This window comes from Streptomyces palmae, assembly GCF_004684805.1.
In the GTDB taxonomy this organism is placed as follows: Bacteria; Actinomycetota; Actinomycetes; order Streptomycetales; family Streptomycetaceae; genus Streptomyces; species Streptomyces palmae.
This window is the reverse complement of the sequence record NZ_SRID01000221.1, coordinates 1-11,323: the sequence shown is the minus strand read 5'-3', so window position 1 is coordinate 11,323 and position 11,323 is coordinate 1. Positions and strand designations below refer to the sequence as shown.

The following is an 11,323-nucleotide window of genomic DNA, read 5'->3' as shown; positions in this document are numbered from 1 at the left end:
CCGCCACTCCCGCCCCGAGAACCGCCGGCCTCTGCTCCGCCCGCTCCCAGCAAGACGGTTCCCACCGCCGCGGCGAGGAGTACCGCAGTCCTGCCCATCGTCATTGAAGGCTCCAAGTCGTCTTCGTGGTCTGCACGGAGCAACCTGTTCTTCCACGAATGAGCGACCGAAGTCGAAGCACGCACCGCGAAGGTCACCCGGTCGGCGCAGCCACCGGTTCTGTTCCGGTGCGGCGTTCCTCGGCGCCGGTGCCGCGGGCGGCGCGGCGGCCTGGCGGGAATCCGAACGGTCACCGGGTGCGGGGCGCGGGAGATCGCCGGACGGTACGGAGGCGGAGGCTCACGCCAGCAGCCGCCCCCGCTGGGCCAGCAGGAACCGTTTGAACGCGGCCACCGGCGGGGTGTCCGGGTGGCCCTCCAGCCAGGCGACGCCGATCTCCCGGACCGCGCGGGGGGCGGTGACGGTCAGCTCCGCGACGCCCGGCCGGGGCACCGGTGGCGGGGGCAGCAGGGCCACCCCGAGCCCGGCCGCGACCAGGCCGCGCAGGGTCTCGGCCTCCTCGCCCTCGAAGGCGATCCGGGGCGAGAACCCGGCCTCGGCGCACAGCGCGTCGGTGATGCGGCGCAGCCCGTACCCCGGTTCCAGGGTGACGAAGAGCTCGCCCGCGGCCTCGGCCAGCCGGATCCGCTTGCGTCCGGCCAGCCGGTGGTCGTCCGGCACCACCAGCCGCAGCCGCTGCTCGTCCAGTCGGCGTGCCACCAGGTCGGGGGCGTCCGGGACGGGTGAGGTGAGGCAGAGGTCCAGGCCGCCGGCGCGGAGCCGCTCGATCATCGCCTCGCCGTAGTTCTGCACCAGTTGGAAGCGGACCCGGGGGTGGTCCACCCGGAAGGCGCGGATCAGCCCGGGTACGGTCTCGATGCCCAGGGTGTGCAGAAAGCCGAAGGCGATCTTGCCGGCCGCGGGGTCGGCGTCCGCGCGCACCGACTCGGCGGCCCGTTCCACCTCGGCCAGCGCGCGTTCGGTGGAGGCCAGGAAGGTGCGGCCGGCCGGGGTGAGCGAGACCGCCCGACCGCGCCGGGCGAACAGCGCCACGCCCAGATCCTGTTCGAGCCGGGCGATGGACCGGCTGAGCGTGGACTGCGGTACGCCGAGCTGCTGCGCGGCCCGGGTCACATGCTCGTGCTGGGCCACCGCGGCGAACTGGGCCAGCCGCGGGGCCAGCTCGTACGCCCAGGATTCCGCCGCCGGTCCGGAGGTTGCGGAAGTGTCTTTTTCGTTGCGAGGCCGTGACACCGGCCGCCCTGACCTCTGCTCATGCTGCACGGCATCGATTATCGCGTTTTCCTGCATTGGACGCATGAGCGGTGGGGTGCCTACCTTCTTGGCATGCCTCCTGCCGATACCGGGGCGTCCACCGTTCGCCGTGTGGACGCCTCCCCCGCGCCGTCCCTCCCCTCCTCCTCCGCGACCTCCGCGACCGCCCTCGCGGACCGGCCCACCGGCGACCTACGGCAGCGCACCGACCGTGGTGCCCAGGCGCGTACCCTCCCCACCCCGCGGCAGCCGGAGCGGCGACTCCCCGGCGACGATGCCGCACGGCAGCCCCGGCAGGCGCGTCCCTGCGAGGGCGACGACGCACGGCGGTCCCGGCAGCCGCTCCCCGGCGACGGAGGCGGCGACGACGCACGGCAGTCCGAGCAGCTGCACCCCGGTGGCCCCGGCTACCGCCGGATGAGCTTCGCCCTGTTCGCGGCGGGGGTCGCCACCTTCGCGCTGCTCTACTGCACCCAGGCGCTGCTGCCGGCCATCTCCGCGGACCTGGCGGTCACCCCGGACCAGGCCAGCTGGACGGTGTCCGCGGCGACCGGCGCGCTGGCGGTGGCGGTGCTGCCGCTGAGCGCCCTGTCCGAACGCTTCGGACGGCGCGCCATGATGACGGCCTCGCTGTGCGGCGCGGCGCTGGTGTCGCTGGCCATCCCGTTCGCCCCGGGGCTGGGCTGGCTGATCGCGCTGCGCGCGGTGCAGGGCGTGGCGCTGGCCGGGGTGCCGGCCTCCGCGATGGCCTACCTGGCCGAGGAGGTGCGGCCCAAGGCGCTGGTCGGCGCGATCGGCCTGTTCGTGGCGGGCAACAGCATCGGCGGCATGTCCGGCCGCATCCTCACCGGCTGGGTGGCGCAGCTCTGGGGCTGGCGCGCGGCGCTGGGCACGGTGGCCGCGATGGCGGTCCTGGCCGCGCTGGCCTTCCGGATGCTGATCCCCAAGGCCCGCAACTTCACCCCGAGCCCGCTCAGCCCGCGCGCGGTGGCCCGTACCGTGGCCGGGCACCTGTCCGACCCGCTGCTGCGGCGGCTGTACGCGATCGGCGCGCTGTTCATGACCGTCTTCGGCGCGGTCTACACGGTGATCGGCTACCGGCTGATCGACACCTTCCACCTGCCGCAGGGCGTGGTGGGCTCGATCTTCCTGGTCTACCTGGTGGGTACGGTCTCCTCGGCGAACGCCGGACGGCTGGTCGGCAGGATCGGCCGGCGCGGCGCGCTGTACCTGGCCGTCGGCACCACGGCCGCGGGCCTGCTGCTGACCCTGGCGCCCTCGCTGGTGGCGGTGCTGCTGGGCCTGGTGCTGATCACCGCCGGGTTCTTCGCCGGCCACGCGGTGGCCTCCTCCGCGGTCAGCCGCATCGCCAAGACCGGGCGCGCCCAGGCGTCCGCGCTCTACCAGACCTCGTACTACCTGGGCAGCAGCGTGGGCGGTGCGCTGGGCGCGGTCGCCTTCCACGCGATGGGGTGGTCCGGCACGGTGCTGCTGGGCCTGTGCGCGGTGCTGGGCGCCAGCGCGATCACCCTGTACGGGACCCGGGCCGCCCACTCCGAGCACCGCGCCCGGATCGCCCACCCCGCGGGTCCGTCCCTGGCCGGGATCCGACTCACCGGCCGCTGACGGACCGGGCCACCGGAGGCCCCGGCGGCCCCGGCCCCGCGGTTCAGCCCACCGGACCCGACCCTCCACCCTCCGGCTCAGCCCTGCCCGGGCGGCATCTCCCACGGCGCCTGCGGCAGGGCTTCGCCGGTCTCCAGCAGCGACTTGAGGTTCGCCAGCACGGCGGGCCAGCCCTGCGAGACGCTCTCGAACATGCCCTGGGTGGGCAGCTTCTCGTGGGTCACGGTGAGCCGGACGATGTCCTGGTGCGGCTCGGTGAGGAAGGTGACCACCGAGGGCTCACGCGCGGAGGCGGTATCGAGGTCGGCCCCTCGGTCGACCTCGAAGGTGAAGGTCAGGCGTGTCGGGGGGTCGGCCGCGAGCACCCGGCCGACCCCGTCGACGGCACCCGAACCGTCGACCCGCCGATGCTCCCAGGTCGAGCCCGGCTGCCAGTCCGAGACGTTGGCGTGTCCCCAGAAGCGCGCGGTGAGGTCCGCGTCGGTCAGGGCCCGCCACACCTGCTCGGGGGTGGCGCGGATGTAGGTGACGTAGCCGTAGGTCGGCACGGAGGTGGGCGCGTTCGTCATGGCGTACTCCTCTGCGTGGGTGGCGCGGATCGCTTGCGGACGGGGCCAAGCTCTCGACAAGCTTCTTTGTGCTATCAGGTAGCACCGGATAGCACTCGGGGCTACCGTGGACACATGCCTGCCCAGCCAGAAATCACCCAACGAGACCTCCGTACCCGGTCCAGAGAGATCATGGATGCTGTCCAAAGCGGGCAGTCCTTCACCGTCACCCGGGATGGGCACCGCATCGGAGAGCTGGTCCCGCTGCGCCGACGCCGCCGTTTCGTTCCCCGCAGCGAGTTCGCCGCCATGTCGCGTTCCGCACCCGACATCTCACTGGGCGGCTTCCGCGCCGACCAGGACGCCACCATCGACCAGGGGCCGGACGACGCCTATGCCCGCTGAGCACCAGCCCATCGCACACCGGCAAGGGCTTCTCGATACCAACATCATGATCCTGCGCAAGTGGATCAACCCGGAGGAACTGCCGGCCGAGATGGCTATCACCGCCATCACCCTGGCCGAACTATCCGCAGGCCCTCACCAGGTGCGCAGCAACGCAGAGCAGGACGACTACGACGAACATGCCGAACGGGCCCGGCGCATGGACATCCTTCAGCGCGCCGAAAACGAGTTCGATCCCATTCCTTTTGACGTGGAAGCCGCCCGTATCTATGGCCGCGTCTCCGCCGCCGTCATCAGCGCAGGCCGCCAGCCCCGGCGACGCATCGCCGACCTGATGATCGCCTCGATCGCCGTCGCTGAAGGTCTCCCGCTCTTCACCACCAACCCAGACGACTTCAAGGGCCTCGACGACCTGCTCACCATCGTTCCCGTCACACGACCGCGGGTACTCCACGACCGCTAGGGCCGATGGCCGCCGGGACGAGTCCGACCGCGCCTACCCGCCACCCAGCGCCTGCCGTGCCTCGCTGATCAGGCGTTGGGCCTCGGTCCCATAGACGGCGGACTCATGGAGCCTGTCCCAGACGCGCTTGTAGGTGGCCACGGTGTGCGGGTCGTCCAACCACAGCTCGGCGTGCCAGTCCTCGGTGATGGCGAGGCGTTCGTCCACAACCATGAAGCTGCCCGCCGGGGGAATTTTCAACGGGGCCGAGAAGGGGACGATGCCCAGCTCGACGGTGTCCATCCCGACGACCCCGGTGAGCCGGTCAAGCTGAGCGGCAAGCACCGATGGCGGACAGACGAGAACCCGCAGAGCCGCCTCCCAGACGAGGAGGTGAAACTTCTTGCCGGACTCGTAGAGATGCTCCTGTCGCCTCATGCGCGCCCGGACGGCATCCTCGGTGTCTCGCGGCGAGTTCTGGAGTTCCGCGTGCCTGATAAAGACGTGCCGTGCGTACTCCGCTGTCTGGACCATGCCCGGGATCAGGGCATTCTCCCAGTTATGGAAGACGGCAGCATCCGCCACGAGGGCGTTCCAGGTCTCCTGCACTGGACGATGACCGGATGCGAGTTGCCTCCGCCATGACCGGATTCGGGACTCAAGGTTCTTGAGGCGCGCCTCCAGTTCCTCGAAGGCATCGGGCCGCCCCGTCGCCTCCGCCCACATCCGCAAGTCCTCGACGGTCGCGGTCTGGCGGCCGTTCTCCAGCTTGCTGACCTTCGACTGGGCCCAGCCGAGACGTTCCGCCAGCGCTGAACCGGTGAGCTGACCTTCAGGACTGGACTCGCGCAGCTCGCGGAGGCGGATGCCCAGCTCTGCTCGCGCCTTTTGAAAGTCAGTGCTCACCGGTCAAACGTAAACCGTTTACTCAGTCGAAGGCAGTCCCGCCTCGAACTCCTCGCCAGGGACAGCGTGGTGCCAAGCCGCATCGCGGACCTGACAGTACCGGACCACCTCAGCAGGCTCCGTGATCAGCTCGACGTCGATCAGGTCGTCGTCGTCATCGAAGTTGAGCAGCGCGACCAGCCGAGAGTCGAAGATCCAGAAGTCCTCGGCGGGCAGACGCAGCCGGTCCGCGTCCGCGCGCCAGAGGTTGCGGATGTCCTCGCCCATGTCGCGGTTCCGCTTCGCGGAGTACATGAGGTACCGCTGCCCGATCGTGGGCGGGTTGTCCACGATGCGCACGCGCTCACACCGCTTACCCTGCTCCACCTGCGAACGGATCGTGGCGAAGAACGGGTGGTAGGGATCGAGTGGGCCACCACCCGTCTCGACGAACTCCTTGTAGCCCGGGGATGCTTCGTCGCTCTTGAAACGCCGCCTTGTTTCCAGTCGCCACGCAGTGTGCTCGAACTTTCCGAAGAGACCCCCGAATTCGTCCAAGTCGATGGTCTTGGCTGCCCGGGTGGCGTCCTTCGGCGCCCAGTCCACCAGCAGCTCCCGCGGCACTGCCACAGCTACCTCCCCTTCGGAGAGATGCTGGAGCTGGGCGATGTCTTCGGGCTTGGTGAGCGGCGGGCCATGCACGATGACCTCGCCACTATCCAGATCCTCGTGGACCGACGGGCAGCCACCCCCGTTGGATCCCGTGCCGTTGAAGCGCAGCCTGCGTGCCATACGTCCATTCCTCCCCTGTGACGACTCTCGGCTACAGCATCCACACCCTCCGTGAGAATGTCGAGGCATAGCCAGGGGCGTCGCGAGAATAATCGAGAATATCCTCGCGCACCGCCAACTCCTCGCCCCTAACGTCCCGTTCATGCGGCAGAAGCGGCGCACCGGCGCCATGGACGAACGCGGGACCCAGGCATGGCGGTCCGTCCTGGACCACTTCGACGGCTGTGCCTGCCGGACCGGTACCCGGGGCTGCGAGACGGCGCGGGCCCTGCTCAAGGCGGCCCCTCGCGAGGCGCGGACTCCGCGCGGATGAGGCAGGCGCGACGCCCGCACACAAACCCCCGTTCCGGCTGGACCGGAGCCCTGGCAGGTCGAGCCCTGCCGGAACGGGTGCACGTGCACGACGGCGCGAGGAAGGCCCTCGCGCGGACAGCACAGAAGGGAATCTTCCCGATGCGCCTGAACGGAATCAAGGCCGCCATCCGGCACGATCCGGAAGACGGCGACACCATGCCGGACACCGACGCTCCGACGGAGGGTGGCCAGCAGGGCGGTTGCGGAAGTGGTGACGGCTGCGGCCGTGGTTGACGGCCGCGAGAACGCCGAGGTCGGCCCCCGCACGGCGCGGGGGTCGGCCTCCATCGCAGTGAGGCACGACATGCACCACCACGGATATGTCTGGCTCGGCTCTGGACACGAACTGGGGAAGGACGGCCCCCGACGACCGGAGCACCCGGAGTTCGCCACGTCGAAGGTCGTACCGCTGGAGCTGGCGCACTGGCTGCTCAAGCCCCGCTCGTACGTCCACGGGACCTGGGATGACCCCCAGGCCGCGGCGGCGTGGTTCGGTCAGCGGAGCCGGGAGCACGCGGCACAGTTCGCCACGGCGTACGACCGCGACCCCGAGCGGCTCGCGGCGAAGATCGAGAGCGCGGCCAGGGCGGTGGCGGGCGGGGAGGACGTGGCCGGCGGCTGGTACCTGACCGGGCAGCGGTTCCTCTCGGTATGCCTGATCGGATGCAGCCCCAACCGACTGCGGCCCGAGTACGCCTGCCCGCAGCGGTAGGCAGTGAGCGCGGGGGCCACGTGCGGGACATGGCCCACCCGCCGGGTCTGGGGCCGCTGCCCCGGACCCGTCACCCCAGGCGGTCGAACTCCCCCGTCTTGGCCCCGCGTACGAAGGCTCGCAGCTCGGCGCGGTCCACGGCCAGGACCGTGCCGGGGTTCTCGCTCTCGCGTATGAGGATGCCCTCCGCGAGAGCGGTCAGCTCAAGGCACTGGCCCCCGTCCCCGCCGCTGGAGAAGGACGACTTCTGCCACTGCACTGCACTGTCGGTCATGGTGGTTCACAATTCCTCTGCGACGGAGCGGATGACCTTCTTCGACTCGCTGACATCGAGCGCGATCCTGTCGACCCGGTCGAGAAGCGCCCGGTACTTCGCGAGCTGGGCTTCTGCCGCCAGGAAGGCACCGTCGAAGGCGTTGTCGACCTGGACCGTGTCCAGCTGCGGGACCGGACCGCCCGCAAACGTCAGGGACTGGATCGACGAGGTGACCTCCGCGTCGAACGGGACGATCCTGACGCGCACCGTCGGCCACTCCGCGGCGGCTCCCAGGAAGTCCAGCTGCTCCCGCATGACGCTGCGGCTTCCATACCGCATACGCAGCGCGGCCTCATGAACGTACGCGTCCAACTGCGCAGGGGACGGCCTCTGGAAGATGCAGCGTCGCGCCATCCGGTGCTGCACCGCGGCCTCGACTTCCGCCGCCGGACGTTCGGTGATGGCACCCGCGAAGACCGCGCGGGCATACCCCTCGGTCTGAAGCAGTCCCGGGACGATGGACATCTCGATCACGCGCAGACAGCTCGCGTGATGCTCGAGTTCCGCCAGGTCCAGGGAGCTGGCGGTCAGAGCGTCCCGGTAGTCGGTCCACCAGCCCTTCACCCGTTCCTCCGCCATGGAGGCCAGCGCGTCCACGTAGGCCGCGTCGCGAACGCAGTAGTGGGCGGCCAGATGCCGCACCCGCTCGCCGCTGACGCCCCACCGCCCGGACTCGATGTGACTGACCTGCGGTCTCTCCCAACCGAGCGACGCGGCGGCTTCCGCGCTGGTCATGCCCGCCTGCTCACGGAGCTTGCGCAACTCGGAACCCAGGCGCACCTGGCGCGCGGTGGGGTGTCCTCGCGGCGGCATGTCGTACCCCTCGGTCTGTCGTTGCGGGCCGGTCGCTCCAACTCTGCCAGGGTCCCCCGGTCGGGTGTAAAGCCAGGCGCACTATTGCGCCGTCTCAATAATGCGCCCTACGGTCTCGATCGGAGGACATGGCACGGCACCGATGACTCCAACGGTGGGCGCGGGACCGGGCGTTGAAGCGCCCGGGCCGTGTCGGAGTGCCGCCACCCGAAAGGGGAAACGCGCACCCAGCGCGCACCCCGCCACGCGGAAGGACGTCTCGATGACCAGCCTGCGCAATCCACACGCCTACGCCGTCGGCGACACCGTGTACGACACCCGTCGGAAGCGCCGGGGGGTCATCACCACTCGGCCCATGCCCGGCCGCTGGATCTGGCTCGCCGATCCGGATCGGCCCGGTGACCTGGAAAACGGGGTCTGGCACACCCTGTTGGGTGACATCCGACCGGCCGGGCCGGACACCACCGGAGCGGAGCGCCCGGTATGACGGTCACGGGCGGGCCCGGCACCTCGGCCGGGATCCTGGGCGTACTGGCCTTGGGCGGCGGGCTGTTGCTGCTGCTCCTCGCGGCCCTCGGGCCGTACGTCCGCGAGCCCACCGGCAGGCACCGCGGGCCGCGTGCCCCGTTGCGGCCCCTGCGGATCGCCCCCGTCCGGGCCGCGTTACGGGGCGGTGTCACCGTCGACGGTTTCCTGGCCGCCCTCTGGGGCGTCGGGATCTGCGCGGTCACCCTGCTGCTGGGCGTACTCCTCGCCGTACACCGAGCCGGTTAGCGCGGGTTCGCGTGCCGGTCACAGCGGTGCGGTGGGCGGCTGTGACCGGCACGGACCCTCGGCCCGGCACCCGGCCGGTCAGCGGGCCAGCAGATCGATCACGCCGGTGAGGTCCTCCTCCCCGTTGCCCTCGGCCAGCCGGCGGCGCATCAGCTCGAAGAAGGGGGCCAGCAGCTCGGGGCTGACGCCCTGCTGTTCGGCGGTGCCCAGGAAGGTCGGCACGCCGGCCACCTGCATGGCCAGGTTGGAGACGACGTTCGTGGTGTAGTCGCCGCTGCGCAGGTGGTCGGCGGTCTGGTGCACCGCCGGCTGCGCCATCGCGACAACCCAGTCGGCGAGCAGCGGGGCGAACGCCGTGGGGTCGATGTCCTCCTTGCGAATCAGGGCGAAGGCGTGCGAGACCCCGGCGAACATCCCGTACATGGCGCTGAGCAGAGCCACGTCGTACAGGGCGGCGAAGCCCGCGTCTTCCCCGACGTAGGTGGTGCCCATCGGGACGGCCAGGGTCTCCTGGTGCTGCTCGAACAGCTCCCGCGAGCCGCTGTAGAAGGCGTAGCCGCCCGCCTCCGGGACGCCGATCATCGGGGGGACGGCCATGATGCCGGCGTCCAGGTAGCGGGCGCCGCGCTCGCGGGCCCACTCGGCGCGGGCGCGGGCCTGGGCCGGGTTGCTGGTGGTCAGGTTGACCAGGTCCCGGCCGGCCAGGTCGGTGCCGCCCAGCACCTCCTCGACCGAGGCGTCGTCCAGCAGGCAGACGACGACCAGGGGGTTCGCCGCGACCGCCGCCGCGGCGCTGTCCGCGACCTCGGCCCCCTCGGCGGCAAGCGCCTCGGCGCGGGCCGGGGTGCGGTTCCAGACGGTGAGCGGGTGACCGGCGGCGAGCCAGGTACGGGCCAGGGCGGTGCCCATCGCGCCCAGGCCCAGCAGCGTGACGGGATTCTTCTCAGAAATGTTCGGTGCCATGTCGATTAGGCTGGTCACAGGCCCGAAGTTGATCAAGTACGCACTTTTTAGTGGGTGGTTACCTCGGGGTGAGCGAGCAGCTCGGAAGGGGTGGGGATGACGACGCCGAACCGTCCGGACGCGCCGGAGAAGGAGGTCTGCGGGCTCGACACCGCGATGGAGGTGATCGGCGGCAAGTGGAAGGCGACGATCCTCTGGGCGCTCCACGAGCACCCCCACCGCCGCTTCGGCGAGCTGCGCCGACTGGTTCCGGGCATCACCGAGAAGGTGCTCGCCTCCCACCTGCGGGAGATGGAGGCGGACGGCATCGTGCTCCGCGTCGCCTATGACGAGGTGCCGCCCCGCGTCGAGTACTCGCTGACCGCGGACGGCGTGCGCCTCAACACCGCGCTGGAGCCGCTGTCCGTCTGGGGACACGAGCGGTCGGCGGCTCGCGGACCGGCTCAGACGTCAGGCTGAGGCCCGTCCGGCGGGTGGGATACCCGCCGGACGGGCCCGGGGGCGGAAGGACTCAGCGCTGGAGCGGGCTCCCGGTGCTGTCGGTACGGACGGGCCTGGTCGCGTCCAGGCCGCGGGCGAGGTCGCCCGAGGGCTCGCCGTTCAGGCGGTCCGTCGATGCGAGGTTCCCCACGGTCGGCAGTCCGTCGGCCCCGGCGCGCGAAGGGCCGAAGCCCTCGGCGATCAGTCGCACCGGCCGCACGGGAATCCGTGCCGCACAGCGGACTGGGCCGTGGCCAACCCCGGCACAGGCGCCCAGCGGCCCCGGTGTACCCGGTGCGGCGGCGGACCGTACGGCGACTGCCAGGCCGGCCGGTCGGTCCGGACCCAGGCGCCCGCGGCCCGGCGCCGTACGACCAGGGCCCGGGGCAGTTCGACTGCCAGGCCGGGGGCGTCGCCGTACACCGTGTTCGGGAGTCCGGGTCGTACGGAACACACGCTCACCCGTTCCAGGAAGGTGAGGCTGCTCGCGTCCCCGCACCCGCCGCACAGCAGCACGCGGAGGTTTCCGTCCACCCGGGAGCGCCCGGAGGCGCACCTGTGGCAGTGGCGGAGGACGATCGGTGGGCAGGTGGGCGTGGTCGCCCAGTTCGTGGACACAGAGATACACCGGTTCCAGTGAGAAGACCGCAGCGAAAAGGAGCACGCCGCACAGGTGCGACGCGCGACGGTTCAGCGCTTGGGGGATCTCACTTGGTGTACAACGGCATGTCCTCGACAGGGTGACGGTGGGCGGGAGCACGGTAACGGCACCCGGGAGTGCGGCTCCACTGGTTTTCCGGCGGGCGGTGCTGCCGGGCGGCGCCCCCGCACCGCCCGCCGCGACCCCGCACGTGCGGTGAGACCGCGTCCGTGCGGGGCTCGCCGGCGGAGTGGGTGGG

Annotated in this window: 17 protein-coding genes; 9 read left to right on the top strand and 8 right to left on the bottom strand. The window is 71.1% G+C overall.

Annotated elements, in window-relative coordinates; translation table 11 throughout:
* Positions 1-339: 339 nt before the first annotated feature.
* Positions 340-1,323, bottom strand: coding sequence for a LysR family transcriptional regulator (locus E4099_RS21160; RefSeq protein ID WP_425348266.1), 984 nt, complete (start codon positions 1,321-1,323; stop codon positions 340-342).
* A 408-nt stretch (positions 1,324-1,731) separates the two neighbouring features.
* Between E4099_RS21160 and E4099_RS21155 the strand changes: the two genes are divergently transcribed.
* Positions 1,732-2,940, top strand: a complete 1,209-nt coding sequence (locus E4099_RS21155; protein ID WP_135340673.1) for an MFS transporter — start codon at positions 1,732-1,734, stop codon at positions 2,938-2,940.
* A 77-nt stretch (positions 2,941-3,017) separates the two neighbouring features.
* Here E4099_RS21155 and E4099_RS21150 read toward each other — a convergent pair whose 3' ends face one another.
* Positions 3,018-3,509, bottom strand: coding sequence for an SRPBCC family protein (locus tag E4099_RS21150; protein WP_135340671.1), 492 nt, complete (start codon positions 3,507-3,509; stop codon positions 3,018-3,020).
* 114 nt (positions 3,510-3,623) lie between these two features.
* Between E4099_RS21150 and E4099_RS21145 the strand changes: the two genes are divergently transcribed.
* Positions 3,624-3,893 carry a type II toxin-antitoxin system prevent-host-death family antitoxin gene (locus E4099_RS21145; protein ID WP_135340670.1) on the top strand — a complete coding sequence of 90 codons (270 nt, stop codon included), beginning with the start codon at positions 3,624-3,626 and terminating at the stop codon, positions 3,891-3,893.
* Positions 3,883-4,356, top strand: a complete 474-nt coding sequence (locus tag E4099_RS21140) for a type II toxin-antitoxin system VapC family toxin (protein WP_135340669.1) — start codon at positions 3,883-3,885, stop codon at positions 4,354-4,356. The genes E4099_RS21145 and E4099_RS21140 overlap by 11 nt, the downstream gene beginning before the upstream one ends.
* A gap of 33 nt (positions 4,357-4,389) precedes the next feature.
* Here the strand turns inward: E4099_RS21140 and E4099_RS21135 are convergent, their stop codons facing one another.
* Both E4099_RS21135 and E4099_RS21130 read right to left on the bottom strand, forming a co-directional pair.
* Positions 4,390-5,241: a helix-turn-helix domain-containing protein gene (locus E4099_RS21135; protein ID WP_135340668.1), complete on the bottom strand. Its 852-nt coding sequence runs from the start codon at positions 5,239-5,241 to the stop codon at positions 4,390-4,392.
* A gap of 18 nt (positions 5,242-5,259) precedes the next feature.
* Positions 5,260-6,012, bottom strand: a complete 753-nt coding sequence (locus E4099_RS21130) for a DUF6879 family protein (RefSeq protein ID WP_135340667.1) — start codon at positions 6,010-6,012, stop codon at positions 5,260-5,262.
* Positions 6,013-6,154: 142 nt separating this feature from the next.
* Here E4099_RS21130 and E4099_RS33125 point away from each other — a divergent pair, with 142 nt between their 5' ends.
* The 3 genes from E4099_RS33125 to E4099_RS21125 all read left to right on the top strand — a co-directional run bounded on the left by E4099_RS33125 (position 6,155) and on the right by E4099_RS21125 (position 7,078).
* Positions 6,155-6,325, top strand: a complete 171-nt coding sequence (locus tag E4099_RS33125) for a hypothetical protein (protein WP_167828442.1) — start codon at positions 6,155-6,157, stop codon at positions 6,323-6,325.
* A gap of 140 nt (positions 6,326-6,465) precedes the next feature.
* Positions 6,466-6,600 carry a hypothetical protein gene (locus E4099_RS34900; protein ID WP_280923513.1) on the top strand — a complete coding sequence of 45 codons (135 nt, stop codon included), beginning with the start codon at positions 6,466-6,468 and terminating at the stop codon, positions 6,598-6,600.
* A 70-nt stretch (positions 6,601-6,670) separates the two neighbouring features.
* Entirely contained in the window at positions 6,671-7,078 is a 408-nt protein-coding gene (locus E4099_RS21125) for a hypothetical protein (protein ID WP_135340666.1), read from the top strand.
* Between the two features lie 70 nt (positions 7,079-7,148).
* Here E4099_RS21125 and E4099_RS21120 read toward each other — a convergent pair whose 3' ends face one another.
* Together E4099_RS21120 and E4099_RS21115 are read right to left on the bottom strand one after the other, a co-directional pair.
* Entirely contained in the window at positions 7,149-7,352 is a 204-nt protein-coding gene (locus tag E4099_RS21120; protein ID WP_135340665.1) for a DUF397 domain-containing protein, read from the bottom strand.
* A gap of 6 nt (positions 7,353-7,358) precedes the next feature.
* A complete protein-coding gene (locus E4099_RS21115; protein WP_135340664.1) occupies positions 7,359-8,207 on the bottom strand; it encodes a helix-turn-helix domain-containing protein in 849 nt (282 codons plus the stop codon).
* Between the two features lie 262 nt (positions 8,208-8,469).
* On the opposite strand from E4099_RS21115, the gene E4099_RS21110 reads away from it, so the two are divergent.
* Entirely contained in the window at positions 8,470-8,694 is a 225-nt protein-coding gene (locus E4099_RS21110; protein WP_135340663.1) for a hypothetical protein, read from the top strand.
* The gene (locus E4099_RS21105) at positions 8,691-8,981 is read left to right on the top strand and encodes a hypothetical protein (RefSeq protein WP_135340662.1); all 291 of its coding nucleotides are present in this window, start codon (positions 8,691-8,693) and stop codon (positions 8,979-8,981) included. Before E4099_RS21110 ends, E4099_RS21105 begins: the two co-directional genes overlap by 4 nt.
* A 78-nt stretch (positions 8,982-9,059) precedes the next feature.
* On the opposite strand, the gene E4099_RS21100 is transcribed toward E4099_RS21105, so the two are convergent.
* Positions 9,060-9,944 carry an NAD(P)-dependent oxidoreductase gene (locus tag E4099_RS21100; protein ID WP_135340661.1) on the bottom strand — a complete coding sequence of 295 codons (885 nt, stop codon included), beginning with the start codon at positions 9,942-9,944 and terminating at the stop codon, positions 9,060-9,062.
* Positions 9,945-10,040: 96 nt separating this feature from the next.
* Between E4099_RS21100 and E4099_RS21095 the strand changes: the two genes are divergently transcribed.
* Entirely contained in the window at positions 10,041-10,403 is a 363-nt protein-coding gene (locus tag E4099_RS21095; RefSeq protein ID WP_135340660.1) for a winged helix-turn-helix transcriptional regulator, read from the top strand.
* A 52-nt stretch (positions 10,404-10,455) separates the two neighbouring features.
* On the opposite strand, the gene E4099_RS34895 is transcribed toward E4099_RS21095, so the two are convergent.
* On the bottom strand, positions 10,456-10,635 hold the full coding sequence (locus tag E4099_RS34895; RefSeq protein WP_209446681.1) for a hypothetical protein: 180 nt from the start codon (positions 10,633-10,635) through the stop codon (positions 10,456-10,458).
* Positions 10,636-11,323: the final 688 nt, after the last annotated feature.